At 68.6% G+C, this 18,123-nt stretch carries 21 protein-coding genes, 1 other RNA gene and 1 riboswitch; of the genes, 4 read left to right on the top strand and 18 right to left on the bottom strand.

Annotation, left to right across the window (positions count from 1 at the left end):
- Positions 1–22: 22 nt before the first annotated feature.
- Together ASD30_RS00480 and ASD30_RS00475 are read right to left on the bottom strand one after the other, a co-directional pair.
- Entirely contained in the window at positions 23–577 is a 555-nt protein-coding gene (locus ASD30_RS00480) for a YqgE/AlgH family protein (RefSeq protein WP_056675347.1), read from the bottom strand.
- A gap of 122 nt (positions 578–699) precedes the next feature.
- Positions 700–1,230, bottom strand: coding sequence for a hypothetical protein (locus ASD30_RS00475; RefSeq protein WP_056675343.1), 531 nt, complete (start codon positions 1,228–1,230; stop codon positions 700–702).
- Between the two features lie 130 nt (positions 1,231–1,360).
- Here ASD30_RS00475 and ASD30_RS00470 point away from each other — a divergent pair, with 130 nt between their 5' ends.
- Positions 1,361–2,077, top strand: coding sequence for a TetR/AcrR family transcriptional regulator (locus tag ASD30_RS00470; protein ID WP_056675341.1), 717 nt, complete (start codon positions 1,361–1,363; stop codon positions 2,075–2,077).
- A gap of 42 nt (positions 2,078–2,119) precedes the next feature.
- Here the strand turns inward: ASD30_RS00470 and ASD30_RS00465 are convergent, their stop codons facing one another.
- The 13 genes from ASD30_RS00465 to ASD30_RS00410 form a co-directional block, all read right to left on the bottom strand.
- Positions 2,120–3,139, bottom strand: a complete 1,020-nt coding sequence (locus ASD30_RS00465; protein ID WP_056675337.1) for a DUF3048 domain-containing protein — start codon at positions 3,137–3,139, stop codon at positions 2,120–2,122.
- Between the two features lie 103 nt (positions 3,140–3,242).
- A complete protein-coding gene (locus ASD30_RS00460) occupies positions 3,243–3,761 on the bottom strand; it encodes a C40 family peptidase (protein ID WP_056675334.1) in 519 nt (172 codons plus the stop codon).
- A 3-nt stretch (positions 3,762–3,764) separates the two neighbouring features.
- Positions 3,765–3,934, bottom strand: a riboswitch (cyclic di-AMP (ydaO/yuaA leader).
- 105 nt (positions 3,935–4,039) lie between these two features.
- Entirely contained in the window at positions 4,040–4,801 is a 762-nt protein-coding gene (locus ASD30_RS00455) for an SDR family NAD(P)-dependent oxidoreductase (RefSeq protein ID WP_056675330.1), read from the bottom strand.
- A gap of 73 nt (positions 4,802–4,874) precedes the next feature.
- On the bottom strand, positions 4,875–5,282 hold the full coding sequence (locus tag ASD30_RS00450; RefSeq protein WP_056675327.1) for an HIT family protein: 408 nt from the start codon (positions 5,280–5,282) through the stop codon (positions 4,875–4,877).
- Entirely contained in the window at positions 5,279–5,530 is a 252-nt protein-coding gene (locus tag ASD30_RS26320) for a hypothetical protein (RefSeq protein ID WP_056675324.1), read from the bottom strand. Before ASD30_RS26320 ends, ASD30_RS00450 begins: the two co-directional genes overlap by 4 nt.
- A gap of 31 nt (positions 5,531–5,561) precedes the next feature.
- Complete coding sequence (locus tag ASD30_RS00440) at positions 5,562–6,944, bottom strand: M15 family metallopeptidase (RefSeq protein WP_056675321.1); 1,383 nt, start codon at positions 6,942–6,944, stop codon at positions 5,562–5,564.
- A gap of 183 nt (positions 6,945–7,127) precedes the next feature.
- Positions 7,128–7,498: a transfer-messenger RNA gene (ssrA, locus tag ASD30_RS25860) on the bottom strand.
- Positions 7,499–7,538: 40 nt separating this feature from the next.
- Entirely contained in the window at positions 7,539–8,474 is a 936-nt protein-coding gene (locus ASD30_RS00435) for an amidohydrolase family protein (RefSeq protein ID WP_082563451.1), read from the bottom strand.
- On the bottom strand, positions 8,471–8,947 hold the full coding sequence (gene smpB, locus ASD30_RS00430; RefSeq protein ID WP_056675319.1) for an SsrA-binding protein SmpB: 477 nt from the start codon (positions 8,945–8,947) through the stop codon (positions 8,471–8,473). The genes ASD30_RS00435 and smpB overlap by 4 nt, the downstream gene beginning before the upstream one ends.
- Before the next feature lie 31 nt (positions 8,948–8,978).
- Positions 8,979–10,205, bottom strand: a complete 1,227-nt coding sequence (locus tag ASD30_RS00425) for a M23 family metallopeptidase (RefSeq protein ID WP_156393473.1) — start codon at positions 10,203–10,205, stop codon at positions 8,979–8,981.
- Positions 10,206–10,305: 100 nt separating this feature from the next.
- Positions 10,306–11,220 carry a permease-like cell division protein FtsX gene (ftsX, locus tag ASD30_RS00420; RefSeq protein WP_056675313.1) on the bottom strand — a complete coding sequence of 305 codons (915 nt, stop codon included), beginning with the start codon at positions 11,218–11,220 and terminating at the stop codon, positions 10,306–10,308.
- 15 nt (positions 11,221–11,235) lie between these two features.
- The gene (ftsE, locus tag ASD30_RS00415; RefSeq protein WP_056675310.1) at positions 11,236–11,925 is read right to left on the bottom strand and encodes a cell division ATP-binding protein FtsE; all 690 of its coding nucleotides are present in this window, start codon (positions 11,923–11,925) and stop codon (positions 11,236–11,238) included.
- Positions 11,926–12,036: 111 nt separating this feature from the next.
- Positions 12,037–12,978: a zinc metalloprotease gene (locus tag ASD30_RS00410; protein WP_056675307.1), complete on the bottom strand. Its 942-nt coding sequence runs from the start codon at positions 12,976–12,978 to the stop codon at positions 12,037–12,039.
- Between the two features lie 103 nt (positions 12,979–13,081).
- Between ASD30_RS00410 and ASD30_RS00405 the strand changes: the two genes are divergently transcribed.
- Positions 13,082–13,705, top strand: a complete 624-nt coding sequence (locus ASD30_RS00405) for a hypothetical protein (RefSeq protein ID WP_056675304.1) — start codon at positions 13,082–13,084, stop codon at positions 13,703–13,705.
- 83 nt (positions 13,706–13,788) lie between these two features.
- Here the strand turns inward: ASD30_RS00405 and ASD30_RS00400 are convergent, their stop codons facing one another.
- Both ASD30_RS00400 and ASD30_RS00395 read right to left on the bottom strand, forming a co-directional pair.
- A complete protein-coding gene (locus tag ASD30_RS00400; protein WP_156393472.1) occupies positions 13,789–14,373 on the bottom strand; it encodes a hypothetical protein in 585 nt (194 codons plus the stop codon).
- A complete protein-coding gene (locus tag ASD30_RS00395) occupies positions 14,357–14,896 on the bottom strand; it encodes a hypothetical protein (RefSeq protein ID WP_056675299.1) in 540 nt (179 codons plus the stop codon). Before ASD30_RS00395 ends, ASD30_RS00400 begins: the two co-directional genes overlap by 17 nt.
- 125 nt (positions 14,897–15,021) lie before the next feature.
- Here ASD30_RS00395 and ASD30_RS00390 point away from each other — a divergent pair, with 125 nt between their 5' ends.
- Both ASD30_RS00390 and ASD30_RS00385 read left to right on the top strand, forming a co-directional pair.
- A complete protein-coding gene (locus tag ASD30_RS00390) occupies positions 15,022–16,227 on the top strand; it encodes a sensor histidine kinase (protein ID WP_056675294.1) in 1,206 nt (401 codons plus the stop codon).
- Positions 16,224–16,889, top strand: coding sequence for a response regulator transcription factor (locus ASD30_RS00385; protein WP_056675291.1), 666 nt, complete (start codon positions 16,224–16,226; stop codon positions 16,887–16,889). The genes ASD30_RS00390 and ASD30_RS00385 overlap by 4 nt, the downstream gene beginning before the upstream one ends.
- Here ASD30_RS00385 and prfB read toward each other — a convergent pair.
- Positions 16,886–17,998, bottom strand: coding sequence for a peptide chain release factor 2 (gene prfB, locus ASD30_RS00380; protein ID WP_082563450.1), 1,113 nt, complete (start codon positions 17,996–17,998; stop codon positions 16,886–16,888). The two genes, ASD30_RS00385 and prfB, sit on opposite strands and share 4 nt — an antisense overlap.
- Positions 17,999–18,123 lie beyond the last annotated feature (125 nt).

Below are 18,123 nucleotides of genomic sequence, written 5' to 3'. Positions count from 1 at the left end.
GCCCACCACTGTAGATCAGAACTCAGTTCATCAAGGGGTCGACCGGACGTGTTGAGACCCACGCCATGGCTCCGGGTTGTCGTCGCAGCACGTCGCGGCGCAGGGTCGTGGTGTCCTCCCGGAACAGGTCGGAGGCCAGCGCCGGCACGACGTACCAGCTGCCCTCGGCGATCTCGGCCTCGAGCTGGGAGGCGCCCCAACCGGCGTACCCGGCAAAGACCCTGAGCTCGGCCACGCCGCCCTCGATGAGCTCCACCGGCGAGTCGAGGTCGATCAGGCCGATGTCGGCGAAGGACCCGCGGAACCCGACGGGCTCGTCGTCGGCATCGGCGAGCTGGGCGACGGCAAGTGCGCCGTCGGCACCGACCGGCCCGCCCGAGAAGAGGACGCCGGGATCGCTCGCCACGTCGGCCCAGGGAGAGAGGACGTCGCCGATCATCACCATGGACGGCCGGTTGAGTACGACGCCCAATGCGCCGTCGCCATCGGCGTCGATGAGCAGCACCACGGAGTCGGCGAAGTTCGGGTCGAGCAGCTCGGGGCTGGCCACCAGCAACATTCCGGCTCTCGGGTCCATGCCCCCAATGTAGACAAGCCGAAATGAAGACAGGCCCCGGGCCGACGCGGGGAAGGAGGGAGATGCGGAAGGGAGGTCCGCGGGTGCGTCGACACCGGGGTCTGTCTGTCAGGGGGCGGCCGTCAGGCCGCGAGCGCCGCCCTGATCCGGTCCAGGAAACGGACGTTCCCGGGAGTCGGGTCGGGTTCGGGCAGCTGGTAGCCGTCGCGGGCGGCGGCCTCGATCGCGGCACCCACGCGGGCGCCGTGCTCGTCCACCTCCAGGGCGGAGACGCGTCCGGCCATCACGGCGAGGAGCTGACGCTCCTTGGCGGCGGCCTTGGCCATCGCCTGCGACATCGCCGTGTCGACCGGCTCGGAGCGGTAGTGGTCCTGGATCTCGCGGATCCCGGGCAGTTCGTCGGCCGTGGCACGCCAGGCGGCGATCACGGCTGCCTCGAGGTCCATCGGCTGGTTGGATAGCTCGCGCTCGATCTTGCCGCTCAGGCGGCTCGACCAGCGGAGCTGGAGTGCGCCCAGCAGGTCGAGCTCGTCACGGAAGGTCTCGGCAACGCCCGGCAGGTCCATCGGGAGGACACCGTCGCGGCGCACACGTACTTCGTCGAACACACGGTGGAGGACGTCCCCACGGTGGTGAAAGGCTTCCCAGGTCATGGTCAAGCTCCTTTCGTTTTCACGTACCGGCGGTACGTACCAAGAGTATGTAACCGACCTTCGGCACGCAAACCGACCACGCCGTGACCTCGGCCACAGGGTCCCGGTCGCGCCGCCCTATGCTGAGCAGATGAGCAAGTCCGCAGCGAAGCGTCTGATCCCGAGCCTCCCGACCCTTCCGGACCTGCCCGGCGCCACCCGGCGCCAGCAGTACTCCTCCAGCACCAAGCGGGCCCTGGTCGAGGCGGCCAGCGAGCTGTTCACCGAGCACGGGTACGGCGGCACGTCCCTGGACGCCATCGTGGCCGAGGCCAAGGTCACCAAGGGCGCGCTCTACCACCACTACAGCGGAAAGCAGGCGGTCTTCGAGGCGGTCTTCGAGCGCATCGAGGCGGAGGCCGCGGCCAGCATCTCCAAGGCGGTCAAGGGCGTGAAGGACCCGTGGGAGAAGGCCGCGGAGGGCCTGCGCGCGTTCCTCTCGGTGGTCCAGGACCCGACGTACCGCCGGGTGGTGATCCAGGAGGGACCCGCCATCCTGGGCTACGAGCGCTTCCGCGAGCAGGAGGAGCGCTCGTCGTTCGCGATCGTGCTCGACGTGGTCAACAACGTGCTCTCGGCAGGCCCCTGGGACCTCGAGCAGCCGATGATCGACACCTTCAGCCGCATCTTCTTCGGCGCCCTGAGCAGCGCCGGCGAAGGCGTCGCGGCCGCCGAGGACCCCGAGGAGGCCAGTGCCCGGGTCGAGGCCGCGATCGGGTTCATGCTGATGGGCCTGCGCTCCCTGGTCGACCAGGGCGTCGAGTTCGTCGACCCGGTCACCGGAAGCAGCAGCGCCCTGGCGGAGTGACCCCCGAAGGGGCCGCTCGACCAGGGCGCCGAAAGGCTGTGCCTACTTGAAGGTGACGTTGCCACCATCGGTCGGGACCAGCTCGATCCAGACGTGACCGGCGGGAATCTTCAGGTCGCCCGCCTTCGTCTTCAGGGTCAGCGCGCTCTCGGCCTTGTTCTTGCTCCACGTGCCGCGCACGGCCTTGCCCTTGTGGAACACGACCGCCTCGCCCTTGCCGTGGAACTTGGTCTCGGGCACGAAGTTGCCTGCCGGGTCGGTGTAGCCGGCGTCGCCGACCTGCACCTTGAGCACGAGCACGGTGTCGGCCAGGAACTCGTCACCGTCGGCGGCGTTGGTGTTCTGGTTGTGGTACTTGCCGCCCTCGAACGCCCAGTTCGTGGTGTGGCCGGCGGAGAACGACGCGGCGACCGACGTGGCGGGCTGACCCTTGGGCAGGTCCTTCTCCTCGCCCCACGGCAGGTAGTCGTCGGGCCGCTTCTCCTCGCCCTTCGACCCTTCCTTGGCGAGCTTGGCCAGGTCGACGAACAGGTTGTACGGCGCGGAGCGCCCGGAGTCGCGGTAGAAACCGGTGGCACCCTCCTGGTGGAACTTGATGCCCGCCTGGGTGATCCGGCTGATGGTGACACCGGCCGCACCGCTGGTCACCATCTCGCCGTCGACCGGCGACACGATGCCGATGTCGGAGGCACGCATCGAGCGCACCGGGCCGACGTTGTCGGGGACCTTGGAGTAGAAGAACGACGCCAGGCGCGTGCTGCCGCCCTCGACCAGCTCCTCCACGACCATGTCGGCCGAACCGAGCCCGATCTGGGGCGCACTGCTGCCGGTGTTGTCGATCTTGACGACGTAGACCGGGTGCTTCTTGCTCGAGGACGCGTCACCCGAGACCTTCTCGCCGGTGAGCGGCCAGGTGCTCTCGAGGACCTCGGCATTGGCGGTGCCCTTCGGATCCTTGGCGTCCTTGTCGTCCTTGTCATCTCCTCCGCAGGCGGTGAGCGTGAGGCTCAGCGCCAGGGCGGCAGCAAGGCCGGTAGTCAGGGAGGGGTGGACACGGCGCACGAAATTCTCCGATCGTCTACAACATTGATTCAGTTTCAAAGTGTGAGGGCGCGGCTCCCGGATTCCGGGGAGGCGCGCCCTCGTGGAACTCAGGTGTCCCTGATCACCGGCCACGCAGGGTGCCGGCGTAGAACGAGGTGGTCCACGCGAGCTCGCGACGGACCCGGGTGCCGCTTCGCGGTGCGCTCAGGATGATGACCTTGCCGTCCTTGCGCCCCACGAAGACCGCAGCATGGTAGACCCGGCCACCGTCGTGGAAGAACACGAAGTCGCCGCGGCGCAGGTACCGCTTGGCGATGTGGCGGACGAAGGCGTACTGCGCGCTCGACGTACGCGGCATGCCCGCGAAGCCGGCCTTGCGGTAGCTGTAGTAGAGCAGCCCGGAGCAGTCGAACGCCCCTGGCCCGGCGGCGCCGTAGCGGTAGGGGTCGCCGATCTGGTTGGTGGCGACGTTGTAGCCGATCTGCACGCGCTCGGCGCGGGTCAGTGACGCTGCCTCGGCGCTCGGAGCGTCGGCCATGGTGCCGGCCACCAGCATCGACAGGGTCATCAGCGGCAGCACCAGGAGTGCGCGCAGTCGGGCGGTCGTGCGCGGTCTGCGCACGCTGAAGAGGGCAGGCATGGAGGGTTTCCTTTCCCACGCCTGTGAGGTGAGCTGTCGGGTTGGGACTGGAAAGTGTCCTGCCATCGCATGATGACTTCACCCCGAGCGGGACGGCCTCTCGACCGACCTCGCGTGGAACCTGTGGGTCCCCCACTCCTGCCCCTGTTTCCGGGTCACGGGACGCTCCCTGAACGGGGCAGGACTCGGCGTTGTCCGGGAGCGGTGTGTGAAGTTGTGCGCCTTGAGGGTAAGCGCCACCGCCCCCGGAAGTCCCCGAAATGTGACAAACCCCCAAGTCAGCCCAGTTTGGCGCCGCCGTCGACGTACAGCGTCTGGCCGGTGATGTACGACGCCTCGTCGCTGGCCAGGAACGCGGCCGCGGCGGCGATGTCCTCGGGGAACCCGACCCGGCGCACCGGGTTCTGCTCGGCAGCGGCGGCCCGGAAGTCCTCGACGCTCATCTTGACCCGCGCGGCGGTGGCGTCGGTCATCTCGGTGGCGATGAAGCCGGGGGCGATGGCGTTGGCGTTGATGCCGAACGGGCCGAGCTCGATGCCCAAGGTGCGGGTGAAGCCCTGCACGCCCATCTTGGCCGCCGAGTAGTTCGCCTGGCCCCTGTTGCCGAGCGCGGAGACGCTCGAGAGGTTCACGATCTTGCCGTACTTCTGCTCCACGAAGTGCTTCTGCGCGGCCTTGGTCATCAGGAACGCACCCTTGAGGTGGACGCCCATGACCAGGTCCCAGTCCTGCTCGGTCATCTTGAACAGCAGGTTGTCACGGGTGATGCCGGCATTGTTGACCAGGATGTGGATGCCGCCGAGCTCGGTGACGACCCGCTCGACCGCTGCCTCGACGGACTCGGCGTTGCTGACGTCGGCACCGATGCCGACGGACTTCACGCCCTCGCCGAGCTTGCCGGCCGCCTCGCTCGCGGCGGCCTCGTCGAGGTCGATGATGGCGACCGCGGCGCCCTCTGCGGCGAACCGCTTCGCGGTGGCGAATCCGATGCCGCGTGCGGCCCCGGTGACCACTGCCACCCGTCCGTCAAACCGACCCATGCCCACTCCTGTGACTAGTCAATGCGTGATGCCCGACCGGCCGGAACTGGCGGTCGAGGTTGCCGGGACCACCTTAGGACAGGGCCTCGCGCAGCCTCTCGGCGTACTCCCCCGGCTCGTCGTCGGCGTACTTCGTGCGCGGCCAGAAGAAGCCGCGCAGGCCGTCACCCTTGGTGCGGGGTACGACGTGGAGGTGCAGGTGCGGCACGGACTGCGAGACCACGTTGTTGATCGCGACGAAACTGCCCTGGGCACCGAGTCCTTCGACGACCGCGGTGGCCAGCCGCTGTCCGGCCTCGAGGAACGGGGCGCGCAACCGGGCCGGCAGGTCGGGCAGGGTCACGACGTGCTCCTTCGGCACCAGCAGCATGTGGCCCTTGAACACCGGCCGCTGGTCGAGGAAGGCGAGCAGGTCGCTGGTCTCGAGCACGACCTCGGCAGGGGTCTCCCCCGCCACGATCGCGCAGAAGACGCAGCTCACCGCCTGCGGCCCACGCCGCCCTCGAGCAGGCCGAGGACGATCAGCGCCACCACGCAGGCGGCGACGAAGCCCCACACGTCGAGGTGGTTCCAGTCCTCGCCCCGCAGGACGTTGGCGCCGACTCCGCCGACGACGGCACCCGCGACACCCACCGGAACGGTCAGCATGACCTGGGGGTCACGGATGCCACCGGCCAACGTGCGGGCGAGCACTCCGAGGATGAGCCCAGCAAGCAGGAACGCGATCATGGCAGGAATCTAGTGCCACAAAAGCCTCAAATCAGTGACATTCGCCCACACAACGCGGAGCAATCCGGCCCGACGAGGAGTAGGCGTCGAAGTGCTGGGTGTCGTCATTGCCGTAGGTCCAGCGCAGGTTGTGGCGGCGCATGAGCTGGACGACGGGGTGGGTCGAGCTGCGCCACGAGACCCGCGGGTGCGGGTGGTACTGCCACCACGAGTTCGGCACCAGCCCGGTGCGCGAACGGTAGGGGTTTTCCCAGGTGTTGACGTCGACGGCGGTGCCGTAGGAGTGCGGGGAGCGCACCCCCGGGTTGTTGACCACGCTGCGGCAGTTGAACGCCGAGGTGTTGCCGGCCGCCATGGACTTGTGGTCGTCGCCGCCACGCACGGCGTCACTCCAGCCGAACCGGTCCACGCGGTACATCGCCCGGATCGGGTGCTTTCCGTCGTACATCTCCTTGAACGCCGCCCCGACGTTGCCGGCCACGCGCGCGTTCACGACGATCTCGCCGCGCCGGCGGTAGCCGTCGTACGCCCAGTAGTTGACGCGGATCAGCCGCAGGCTGGACCGCCCGACCGGGCAGCCGGAGTGCCACGTGACGCCGACCATCTGGCGCCACACGGCGTCGGGGATGGTGCTGATCGTGACCGCGGCGCCCGCGCGGGTGGCCCGTGGCTGGGCCGGGAGCTTGATCCGGGGGTACGGCGCGCCGGCGGGCATCGTGAACGGGACGCCGGGCGGCCGGTTGTCGACCTTGCGGGTGCCGCTGATCGCACCCTTCACCCACGAACGGGTGATCCCGACCGCGCGCCAGGCGCTGTCGGTGCGGACCTTGAAGTTCCAGGCGCCCCTGCCTTCGGCGTTGGTGATGACGGTCTTGCGGGCCACCCAGCGGGTGCCGACCTTCTGCTGGATGCGGACCGAACCGCGGATCGGTACGCCGCCGGGCGTGCGCCACAGCACCTTGAAGGCGGCGTACGTCTCGTCCACCACCCGCAACGGAGCGGAGAAGCCCATCCGGCTGTCCCGGCGCAGCAACGTGATGGTGCGGGCAGCCGAGGCGGAGGCGGCGTACGTCGCGTCACCGGCGTAGCGGGCCCGGAAGACGTTGTCGGCGACGGTGCGGCTCATCGTCGCCGGCACGGTGACGTGGCCGTCGGCACCTGTCACGGCGTTCGCGACCGGCTGCCACACCCCGCCGATCCGGCGATCGACGGTGACCGCTCCGGTCTCGACCGGAGCGCCGCCGGTGGCCTTGACCGCCACGTCGAGCGCGACGGTCTGGCCCTCGTAACGGGCCGGCCCGGCGAGGGTGGTCGTGGTGGCGACCAGGGCGGCCTCGTCCGCGGAGGCCATGGCCGGCAGCGAGAACAGTCCGACGACCATCCCGAGCAGGACGACGATTCTGGCGATGCGCATGGATCTCCCCGTGTCAGGCGAAGCCGAGTGTGATGGGCCCGACCATTGTGGACGACCCCTCACTGCTCCAGACGTAACTCGACGGCGATGCGTTGCGTCGATGGGGAAAAGAAATGCACAACGTGGTGGATCACGGGCACTGGGTGCCTGCGATCCACCACGTTGTGGGTGTCAAGAGGTGAACGGTGGAGCTGGCGGGAATCGAACCCGCGTCCTCGAGCGCCGAACCAGGTCTTCTCCGGGTGCAGTCCGTGTTGTCGCTTTTCTCGGCCCCGGCGCTCGCACAGACACGTCGCCGACAGGCCCAGTCACGGAAAAGTCCCGATCAACCGCCATGACACGGATTGATCAGCAAGCCTTCTAGATGAGGTCAGGCTCCGGGACGAAGGCAGATGCCCGGTCTGACCCTTCGATCACTGCTCAGGCAGCGAGAGCGAAGTCGTTGCGGTTTGAGTTGGCAACTATGGTTTTCCAGCGATCGTTTACGAGATGACGCTGGCTTCTCGACCCGCTTCCCCTGGAACTAACGTCCCAAGTCGAAACCGATCAGCCCCTCTTGAGTTGTACTACCCACAACCATATCGACTGTGCGGTTCATTCCCCAATGGGGTTTGCGTCGATCAGCTCCGCGGCGTTGTGCCACAGCACCCGGCGCAGCCACTCGTCCCCCAGCCCGGGGTGTCGCTCACCGAGTCGCTCGAGCGCGTCGACCTGGTGCGCGTAGGGGTAGGGGATGTTGGGGAAGTCAGAGCCGAGCAGCACCTTGTCGGCCAGGTCCGCGAGCCGCGGCAGCAGCCCGGGCGGGTAGGGGCCGCCCATCTCCTCGAAGAACTCGGTGAACGCCATGGTCGTGTCGAGACGCACGTTGTCGTAGCGCTCGGCCATGGAGAGGAACTCGGCGTACTCCGGTGCGCCCATGTGGGCCATCACCAGGGCGAGGTCGGGGTGCCGCCGCAGGAGCTCCTCGACCGGACCGGGGCCGGTGAACTCGGTGGGCACCGGGCCCGAGCCGGCGTGCAGCACGATCGGCGTCCGGGCCTCGGCCAGCACGCCCCACGCCTCGTCGAGGAGTGGATCGGTGACGTGGAAGGCACCCACCTGCACGTGCACCTTGAACAGCTCCACCCCGGCCTCGATCCGCTTGCGCACGTAGGCCGCCGCGCCCGGCTCCGGGTAGAAGGTGCCGCACCGGAGTGCCTCGGGGTGCCGATCGGCGAAGCCGGCGGACCACTCGTTGAGGAACTCGGCCATGTCCGGCTTGTGCGCGTAGGCCAGCGCCGAGAAGCGGCGTACGCCGAACGACCGCAGCGTCTCGACGAGCACGTCGTCGTCGTCGCGGTAGGTCAGCGGCCACGGCCGGCCGATCAACGGGCCGGCGGAGTCGAAGACCGCCCGCACCTTGGCCATCACCTGCGGAGGCAGGAAGTGCGTGTGGATGTCGAAGAAGCCGGGGATGCCCAGACGAGTGCAGGTGGCTTCGAGGCGGATTCGTTCCTCGCCCTGCTCGACCACCGAGGGGTCGCTGCTCATCCCATGCCCTTCAACCGGCGGCCTACCTCGATCTCCTTCTCACGGTTGGCCTGGCGCTCGGCGATGGTGTTGCGCTTGTCCCACGACTTCTTGCCCTTGGCCAGGGCAATCTCGACCTTCGCGCGGCCGTCCTTGAAGTAGAGCGAGAGCGGCACCACCGTGAAGCCCTTCTCGTTGACCCGGCGCTCGATCTTGTCGATCTCGATCCGGTTGAGGAGCAGCTTGCGCTTGCGTCGCGAGGCGTGGTTGGTCCAGTTGCCCTGGGAGTACTCCGGGATGTGCACGTTGTGCAACCACACCTCGCCGTTGTCGACCTCACAGAAGCCGTCGACCAACGAGGCCCGGCCCATGCGCAGGGACTTCACCTCGGTGCCTACCAGCACCATGCCGGCTTCGTACGTCGTGTCGATGTGGTAGTCGTGGCGCGCCTTCTTGTTCTGCGCGACCACCTTCGTGCCCTGCTCCTTGACCATGGGGACAGTCTCTCAGGAGCGGGCAACCGCGTTACATCCAGTTCATCGGATCGGTCGGCGAGCCGTTGACCATCACCGTGAAGTGCAGGTGGCAGCCGGTCGACCAACCGGTGGTGCCGACGTAACCGATCACCTGGCCGCGGGTGACGTGCGAGCCGACGCCCACGGTGTAGGACGTGGCGTGGTTGTAGATCGTGGCCAGACCGACGCCCCGCACGTGACCGTTGTCGATGATCAGTCGGTTGCCCCACGCGGTCTGGTAGTAGCTCTCGATCACGGTGCCGTCCGCGGCGGCGTACAGCGGCTGGCCGCACCCGGCGCCGAAGTCGGTGCCGTCGTGGAGCGAGTAGTAGCCGTAGATCGGGTGCACGCGATAGCCGTACGACGAGGTGACCGGGCCATTGACCGGGTAGCTCAGGTAGCCACCGGAGCTGGTGGGCGGGCCGGAGTTGCCGGACTTCTTCGCGGCCGCGGCGGCACGCGCCTTGAGCATCGACTCGATGCGGTTCTGCTCCTGCTCGAGCTTCTCCAGCTCCTTCAGGTCACGCGCCTTCACCCGGGACGCGACGGACCGGGCGCTGGACCGCTTGCCGACCAGGCTGCGCACGGAGGCGGCCTGCTGCTCGGCACGCGTCTCGAGCTCCTGCTTGACACGCAGGTTGGCCGCGGCCGCCTCACGCAGCTCCTTCACGGAGTCGCGCTTGTCGGCGAGGTTGTCCTTCTTCACCTTGAGCAGCACCTCGGCGACCGTGAAGTCGGTGAGCTGGCCGTTCTCCTCGTCGACCACCGCGCTGGTGGTCTCGAGCGTGCGGCTCACCTCGTCGAGGTCCTCCGCACGCAGGATCGAGGAGACCTGCTGCAGCTGCGGGTCGCCGTACTCGTAGTTGTCGGCGAGCTGGTTCGAGACGACCACCCGCTGGCCCTCGACAGCCTCACGGCCGTCGGCCAGCTCGGCCTTCGCGGCGTCGAGATCGGCGACCGCCTTCACGAGGGCGGCCTGGGCGGCCCGGTCCTTCACGCGTGCCGTGGTCAGCTGACCACGGGTGTCGGCGAGCTCGTTGCGGGCCGACGTGAGCTGTGCCCGCGCCGCGGTCAGTCGGGCGGCGGCCCTGCGCAGCGCCGCGCTCGACTCGTCGAGGTCCTGGTGCGCAGAACTGATGTCCTGCTTGACCCGCCGTTCCTTCTTCTTGAGCTTGTCGTCGTCTGCATGCGCGAGCGGAGCGCAGATCATGCCGATCACCATCAAGGTTGCGGCCACGAGGACCACCAAGCGGTGTCGGTCGTCGCTGGGGAAGGAGCGAACCACCGTAAGAGCCTTCGTTCGGGGAAGTGAACGCCTCGACGTTAGACGACGAACCTCAGACTTTGAGGTATTTGCGGGTCAGTAGGAGAGTCGGAATCACGGTGAGCAGTGGTCCGATGATCGCCACCCATCCCAGGGACTGCAGATATTCGGGCCAGCCGATCCACGGGAGGAACTGGATCTGGTCGCTCAACTGCTCCTTGACACCGAACTGCATGAACGCCGCCAGGGCTCCACCCGCGAGCACCACGCCGAACAACGCGGTCACCAGCGCCTCCAGGAGGAACGGCAGGGAGATGTAGAGGCTCGAGGCGCCGACCAGGCGCATGATGCCGATCTCGCGGCGTCGCGCGAACGCCGCCAGGCGGATCGTGTTGGCCACCAGGAGCAGGGCCGCGAAGATCAGGAACCCGGCGATCGCGTAGGACCCGAACTTGAACGTGTCGAGGGTCTTGAAGACCGGCTCCACGATGTCGCGGTTGTCGCGCACGCCGTAGACGCCGTCGAGGCCCTCCACGGCACTCGCGATCCCCTTGTACTTGTCGCGGTCCTTGAGGTCGATCCACACCGAGGAACGCAGCGCCTGGGGACCGATCTTCTTGATCAGGCTGGTCTGCTGGTCGCTCTCGCTGTAGAGGTCGAGGCTCTTCTTGTAGGCCTCGTCCTGCGACTCGACGTGGTAGCCGGAGACCTCGGGGTTCTCGTCGATCACCTTGAGGATCGCGTCCTGCTGGGCCTCGGTGACCTCACCGGAGCACTGCGGGGTGCGGGAGTTCTCGTTGCACAGCGAGACGATGATCTGGTTGAGGTCGCCGAAGCGCTGCTCGGCCTTGTCGGCCTCGGCGTTGAGCAGGAAGCCCATGCCCACCAGCGTCAGCGAGACGAAGAGGGTCAGGACGACGGCGATGTGCATGGTCAGGTTGCGGCGAAGGCCCTGGACGAGCTCGGAGAAGACATGGCGAAGCTGCATGAGTGTGAGCCCCTCTCAGTTCTGGTAGCCGTAGATGCCACGGGCCTGGTCGCGGACGACGCGGCCGTCCTCGAGCTCGATCACCCGCTTGCGCATCTGGTCGACGATGCCGGCGTCGTGCGTGGCCATCAGCACCGTGGTGCCGGTGCGGTTGATCCGGTCCAGCAGCTTCATGATGCCGACGGAGGTGTTCGGGTCGAGGTTTCCGGTGGGCTCGTCGGCGATCAGGATCATCGGCCGGTTCACGAAGGCGCGGGCGATCGCCACGCGCTGCTGCTCACCACCGGAGAGCTCGTCAGGGAGGCGGTCCTCCTTGCCGTCGAGGCCGACCAGCTCCAGGGTCTCGGGCACCAGCTCGTTGATCTGGGCGCGCGACTTGCCGATCACCTGCAGGGCGAAGGCGACGTTCTCGGCGACCGTCTTGTTCTGCAGCAGGCGGAAGTCCTGGAAGACCGTGCCGATCTGGCGGCGCAGCCGGGGCACCTTCCAGCCGGCGAGACGGCTGATCTCCTTGCCTGCGACGTAGACACGCCCTTCGGAGGCGCGGTACTCGCGGAGGATGAGGCGCAGGAAGGTCGACTTGCCGGAGCCGGACTGGCCGACGAGGAAGACGAACTCACCCTTCTCGATGTCGACGGACACCTGTTCAAGGGCTGCGCGGGCCTGGCCCGGGTAGGTCTTGGAGACCTTTTCGAAGCGAATCACTGGACGGAGTCTAGGTGACAGGCCAAGGAGAACTGGTAAGTCGGGCTCTCCGCTGTGTCGGCGTACCGGCCGGGCCAGGTCGAAGGCCCGGCCGAACGGCCGGTCGCGAGCTCAGCCGTTGCCCCCGGCCCGGAAGGCGATCCAGGCGTCGTTCATGCGCTCCACCTGACCCTCGGTGAACATGTTCATGCAGGAGTCCTGGGTGTAGTCCATGAAGTTGTGGATCGGGTCGAGCCCGGGTGCCGCGCAGGTGTCGGCGCCCTCGGGGCAGTCGAACTGCGGGATCGCCTCGCGCGGGGTGTCGGCGACACCGTCACCGCTGGCCGAGCAGGCGCCGGCGAAGGTGTGCTCGAGCATCATCCAGTGGCCCACCTCGTGGGTGAGCGTGTCACCGAGGGCGTACTTGCCGGCGGTGCCTCCGGGCATCGACTCGTCGAGCATCACGACGCCGTCGATGTAGTCGCGACCGTCGTTGTAGCCCTTCGGGAAGTAGGCCCATCCGAGCAGGCCGCCGCCGATGTCGGCGACGTAGACGTTCAGGGTCTCGGAGTCGCCCTGGTGGAGCGCCTGCTTCATGTCGCGCTCGGTCTTGCCGGGGGCCACGTGGGCCCACGCCGGGTTGACGGTCCACGTGGTGTCGGTGAGCGCGAAGCGGAACGGCGAGTCGGCGGCGTCGGGGGCGGTGGTGCCGCCGTAGGAGGCGTTGAGCACGTCGACCTGGTCGTCGATCATCGTCTCGAGCCTGGTCTGCTGCTCTGCGGTCGGCGCGGTCTCGGAGATGACGTGGAAGACGGTGTCGATGGTGACCGAACCGTTCGGCATGCGCGGCGAGTCCTTGATGACGCCGTACTTCTTGGCGTCGGACTTGGCGTAGAGGGCGGGCTCCTTGACGGTGGCGCCCTCCTTGACCCTGGCCTGGTCGGGTCGCTCGTCACACTGCTGGACACCGGGTGAGGAGGCGACGGCGGTGCTGGTCGCGACGGCCCCACCGCCGATCAGTGCGGAACTCGCTGCCACCGCAGCAATTGCCAGGAACGTACTCTTCGCCCGCATCTTTTCCTCCAGATCGAATGGTGACGGACTGAACGTACATCGCGGCTCCGCTCGCTGACCACACCTTCGGGTCACGAGAATCGGGTCCGGATAACGTGACCCCATGCGAACCGTGCCGAGACCCGTCGTGGCCGTGGTGGCGGCGCTCCTCCTGGGCGGCGGACTGGCTGCGTGCAGCGGCTCCGACGACGAACCCGAGGCCGACCCGACCGTGTCGGCCACTCCCCTGTCAGCGTACGACGCCACCGGCGTGGCGATCGCCCGTGCCGACTTCTGCGACCGCATCCCCGACGCCGCCGTCGAGGCCGCGATCGGCAAGGTCGACGACACCACGCACTACGGCAACGGGGACACGGCGACCATCACCGGTGACGTCGAGGACGTCGCCCACGAGTTCAACTGCACCTTCCGTGGCACCTCCGGCGCGCAGGCCAGGGTCTGGGTGTTCGTGCCGACGGTCACGAAGGCCCGGGCGAAGGCACTGGTCGCCGACGCTCGGAGCGCCCGCGGCTGCCGCGGCGTCGACGGGCAGGGCTTCGGCACCCCGTCGACCGGCGTCCTGTGCCGCACCAAGGCCGGCACGGAGGCGTCGTACCGCGGGCTCTTCGTGGACGCCTGGCTGGCCTGCTCGGTCAGCGACCCCGACCGCAAGACGCCAGCCGGGCCGGCCCTCGAGAAGGCCGGCAACTGGTGCGTGCAGGCCGCCTCGGCGGCGGCCAGCGAGTAATCAGTGGCCCGGCCGCCGCGGTGCTGACCGGGACTCTCGTACGACGAGCGCGTCCGGGCGTGTGGAACAGCGTCCCCGACTGATCACGAGGCCGGGAACAGCCCGAGGGCCACGAGAAGGGCGGGCAGGGCGACCAGGAGCCCACCCAACAGGATCGGCGCTCCGATGGCGCCCAGCGCCAACTCCTTGTTCCCGAGTCCGGCCCGGCGGGCATAGGACACCGCGAGGACGCCGAACCCGACGGCCGCGAGGGCGAAGAGAGCCACGTACGCGACAGCGGCACCGTCGATCCGGTCGGCATCGCCGGCCTGGCCGGTCAGCATGAGCACCGCCTGCACGAGACTGCCGAGCACGTAGATGCCAGTTGTGGCGAACGCCGCCCACAGCAGCGTGCCGACGACCCCGGGACCCGGGAACCGTGGCCGACGAGCCACCGCCAGCAGCGCCAGCACGGATCCCCCGACCTTGATCACCGTGACCAACCAGTTCGCCACGGAGAACCCCGAGGCGTAGTCGGCGTACTCCCCGTCGGCGAAGTGGTCGGTGGCCTCGATCCAGACGCTCACCGCGGCGAATCCGACGCACCACAGGGCCATCAGCACCCCGACCGCGGTGACGAGTCCTGTGGGAGGTGGGTACGCCGGCCGACGGTCAGCGCGCGTCGACACTGAAGTTGCCCTCGGTGACCGGGAAGAACGGTGCGGTGCTGGTGCAGGGCGTGACGTCGTGGAAGCCCGTCACCAGCCAGCTCCAGCCGAGGTGGTCACGACGTCCGTGGTCGGAGACCGTGAGCCCCACGCGGCGCCCGAGCTCCTCCCCGGGAATTCCGGCCGCACCGCCCTTGGTGATGATGCCGGTGACCACGGCGACACCGGCGCCGACCATCAGGCAGTCGACGGTGCCGCTGAAGTCGGCGAGCACGGTTCCGTCGGGGCGCACGTGCGTCACGTCGAACGAGCCTGTGGCGGTCCAGGCGGCATCGGACGGCGCGGAGGCCCGCACACGGAAGGACACGATGTCACTCTCGTAACGCGGCAGCTCCAGGGTTCCGCCGCCCGTTCCACTCACCGCGAACGTCCCGGTCCCGGGCCCACGGTCGGCGTGGCCGGCGGACGCGCCGGCATCCAGGACCGGTGCGGCACCCAGGCACAGGCAGAGCGCCGCTCCCCAGATCTTGAGTCTCTTGCGCATCGGATCTCCTCGGATCGTGTGGACAGGATTCGAGTGTTCCCGCCGCGGCCCCGGTTCGTCGTCAGCCTGCAGGCTGATCACCGTCGTCCTCGAGGCGGAACCCGTGACGGCCCTACGATGGGGCGGTGAACTGGCAACGGGGTCCGGCCTGGACGGTGGATGCCCTGTTCGCCACGGTTCTCGGGTTGCTCCTGCTCCCGCTTTCCGCCTCGGCGGTGTGGGAGAGCTCGTGGTCGACCCCCGGCCGCGTCGCTGTGACAGCGGTTCTCGTGGTGGCCCACCTGGCCGTCGTCGTACGGCGAACCGCGCCGCTCGTCTCCTACGCCGTCGTCTGTGCGGTGATGGTCGTCCTGGTCGCGCTGCCCGAGATGAGCGGCGGCCCGGACGGCGTCTCGTTCCACCCGATCCTTCTGCCGAGCACGCTGGTGTTCCCGGTCCTGCTCCACACGGTGGCGGCGTGGTGCTCTCGCCGGGAGTCATTGCTGGCGCTGGCCGCAGCCTGTGTCGGAGCCACCGCCGTGACCGTCCGGTTGTGGGGGGCGGACTACCTGACTGTCTCCCAGCCCGGGCTTGCCGGTGGCGAGGACCCGGTCCGGAGCTGGCCGCTGTTCCTCGTTGTCGGAACGGTCACCGCGATCGCCGTGCCCTGGGGACTCGGTCGTCACCGGCGACGAGCCCGTATCGAGAGTGCCCGGGCGGCGGCGGCCGAGGAGCGGATCCGGATCGCCCGCGAGCTGCACGACGTGGTCGCCCACTCGTTGTCGGTCATGGTCACCCAGGCGGAAGGCGGTCGGATGATGGCGGCCCGGGACCCTGCTGTCGGCGTACGCGTGCTGGAGACCGTGGCCCGGACCGGGCAGGAGGCGATACGGGACATGCGGGACCTTCTCGACGCTCTGAACGATCCCGGCGGGTCCGCCTCGCAGCCGGGGCTGCGCGCGCTCCCCGAGCTGATCGGCCGGGTCCGGGCCTCCGGGCTCGCGGTGAGCTACCAGGAGGACGGCACGACGGGCTCCTTGGGGAGCGCCGGCGAGCTGGCCGCCTACCGGGTCGTGCAGGAGGCCCTCACCAACGTGCTCAAGCACGCCGGCACCGATGGCGAGGTCGAGGTGGCGCTCAGCTGGCGACCCGACCACCTCGCGATCGCGGTGGAGAACCACGCTGCGCAGCCCCCGACGACGGCCACCCTCGGCGGCCGCGGGCTGGTCGGGATGCGCGACCGGTTGGCCGGGCTCGACGGCTCCCTCCACGCTGGTCGCGCAGACGACGGGTTCAGGGTCGCCGCGACGATCCCGACCCTCGCATCCAGCGGCGTGGAGGACAGCCGATGACCATCCGGGTGGTGGTGGCCGAGGACCAGGAGCTGGTCCGCGCCGGACTCGTCATGATCGTGGAGTCGCAGGAGGACCTCGCTGTCGTCGGGGAGGCCGCGGACGGGCAACAGGCGGTCGACGTGGTGGCGAGTGCCAGGCCCGACGTGGTGCTGATGGACGTCAGGATGCCGGTGATGGACGGGATCGCCGCAACGACGCAGATCGTGGGGCGCACACCGGAATCCCGGGTCATCGTCCTGACCACCTTCGACCGCGACGAGAACGCGTTCGCGGCGCTGCGGGCGGGAGCCAGCGGCTTCCTGCTGAAGAGCACTCGGGCCGAGGTGGTGGTGGACGCGATCCGGACGGTGCATCGGGGTGACGCGGTGATCGCCCCGACCACCACGCGCCGGCTTCTCGACCAGGTGGCGGGCACCCTGCCGGGCCCCGCCCGGGAACCACCGGGGTTCGCCCGGCTGACCGGCCGTGAGCGCGAGGTGATGATGCAGGTGGCCACGGGCGCTTCGAACGCCGAGATCGCGGTACGCCTCTTCCTGTCCGAGGCCACCGTCAAGACGCACGTGGGACGCCTGCTCGCGAAGCTCAGCCTTCGTGACCGGGTCCAGGTCGTCGTCCTCGCCTACGAGAGCGGACTGGTCCGCCCCGACCGTCGCCGCTAGCTCGCGTGGTCGGCGCCACGACGCCAGCGGATGCCGGCCTCGAGGAACCCGTCGAGGTCACCGTCGAAGACTGCCTGCGGGTTGCCCGACTCGTAGGTCGTGCGCAGGTCCTTGACCACCTGGTAGGGGTTGAGCACGTAGTTGCGCATCTGGTCACCCCAGGAGGCCTGCACGTCGCCCTTGAGCTCGTCGAGGTGAGCCTTCTCCTCTGCCTTCTTGCGGGCCAGCAGCTTGGCCTTGAGCACCACCATGGCGCTGGCCTTGTTCTGCAGCTGGGACTTCTCGTTCTGGCAGGAGACGACCGTGCCGGTCGGGATGTGGGTCAGGCGTACGGCGGAGTCGGTGGTGTTCACCGACTGGCCACCCGGGCCACCCGAGCGGTAGACGTCGACGCGGATGTCCTCGTCGGGGACGTCGATCTCGTCGGTCTGCTCGAGCACGGGCACGACCTCGACCGCGGCGAAGCTGGTCTGTCGGCGGCCCTGGTTGTCGAACGGGCTGATCCGCACCAGGCGGTGCGTGCCGGCCTCGACGCTGAGCGTGCCGTAGGCGTAGGGCGCGTGCACGGCAAACGTGGCGGACTTGAGCCCGGCCTCCTCGGCGTAGGAGGTGTCGAAGACCTCGACGGGGTAGTTGTGCTGCTCGGCCCAGCGGACGTACATGCGCATGAGCTTCTCGGCGAAGTCCGCGGCGTCCACGCCGCCGGCGCCGGAACGGATCGTGATCAGGGCCTCGCGGGCGTCGTACTCGTCGGAGAGCAGGGTGCGCACCTCGAGCATCTCGACCGACTTCTTGATGCGGTCGAGCTCACGCTCGGAGTCGGCCAGGGTGTCGGCGTCACCTTCGTCCTGCGCCATCTCGACCATCAGCCCGAGGTCTTCGATGCGGCCGTGCAGCGAGGTGAAGCGCTCCATCTCGCCGTTGAGGGTCGAGAGGCGGCCGGTCACGCGCTGGGCGTTCTCCTGGTTGTCCCAGAGGTCGGGTGCGGCGACCTGCTCGCCGAGGTCGGCGATCTCCTCGCGCATCCCCTCGAGGTTGAGCACCTGCTCGATGGTGTGCATCGTCGCCTGGAGCTGCTTGATCTCTGCTTCAAAGTCTCTGCCTGCCACAAGGAGCAAGGTTACGGCACCCCTGAGAACCACCCGAGCCACGGGAGCCCTTCCGGCAATCCGTGAATGAAACCGGTGAACTTACGGCAGGTGCACCCGAAAAAACAAGACTGCCCTGCGGCGCC

The sequence above is a fragment of the Nocardioides sp. Root140 genome (genome assembly GCF_001426745.1).
In the GTDB taxonomy this organism is placed as follows: domain Bacteria; phylum Actinomycetota; class Actinomycetes; order Propionibacteriales; family Nocardioidaceae; genus Nocardioides.
The sequence above is the reverse complement of the archived record's forward strand: the minus strand, read 5'-3'. Positions and strand labels throughout refer to the sequence as shown.

Bases quoted from the DNA above. Each gene is read 5' to 3' on its own strand.
- ASD30_RS00385 (WP_056675291.1), top strand. From the start codon at position 16,224: ATGACCATCCGGGTGGTGGTGGCCGAGGACCAGGAGCTGGTCCGCGCC.
- ASD30_RS00475 (WP_056675343.1), bottom strand. From the start codon at position 1,230: ATGACCTGGGAAGCCTTTCACCACCGTGGGGACGTCCTCCACCGTGTG.
- smpB (WP_056675319.1), bottom strand. From the start codon at position 8,947: ATGGTCAAGGAGCAGGGCACGAAGGTGGTCGCGCAGAACAAGAAGGCG.
- ASD30_RS26320 (WP_056675324.1), bottom strand. From the start codon at position 5,530: ATGATCGCGTTCCTGCTTGCTGGGCTCATCCTCGGAGTGCTCGCCCGC.
- ASD30_RS00460 (WP_056675334.1), bottom strand. From the start codon at position 3,761: ATGCCTGCCCTCTTCAGCGTGCGCAGACCGCGCACGACCGCCCGACTG.
- ASD30_RS00395 (WP_056675299.1), bottom strand. From the start codon at position 14,896: ATGCGCAAGAGACTCAAGATCTGGGGAGCGGCGCTCTGCCTGTGCCTG.
- ASD30_RS00480 (WP_056675347.1), bottom strand. From the start codon at position 577: ATGGACCCGAGAGCCGGAATGTTGCTGGTGGCCAGCCCCGAGCTGCTC.
- ASD30_RS00405 (WP_056675304.1), top strand. From the start codon at position 13,082: ATGCGAACCGTGCCGAGACCCGTCGTGGCCGTGGTGGCGGCGCTCCTC.
- ASD30_RS00410 (WP_056675307.1), bottom strand. From the start codon at position 12,978: ATGCGGGCGAAGAGTACGTTCCTGGCAATTGCTGCGGTGGCAGCGAGT.
- ASD30_RS00435 (WP_082563451.1), bottom strand. From the start codon at position 8,474: ATGAGCAGCGACCCCTCGGTGGTCGAGCAGGGCGAGGAACGAATCCGC.
- ASD30_RS00470 (WP_056675341.1), top strand. From the start codon at position 1,361: ATGAGCAAGTCCGCAGCGAAGCGTCTGATCCCGAGCCTCCCGACCCTT.
- ftsX (WP_056675313.1), bottom strand. From the start codon at position 11,220: ATGCAGCTTCGCCATGTCTTCTCCGAGCTCGTCCAGGGCCTTCGCCGC.
- ASD30_RS00455 (WP_056675330.1), bottom strand. From the start codon at position 4,801: ATGGGTCGGTTTGACGGACGGGTGGCAGTGGTCACCGGGGCCGCACGC.
- ASD30_RS00440 (WP_056675321.1), bottom strand. From the start codon at position 6,944: ATGCGCATCGCCAGAATCGTCGTCCTGCTCGGGATGGTCGTCGGACTG.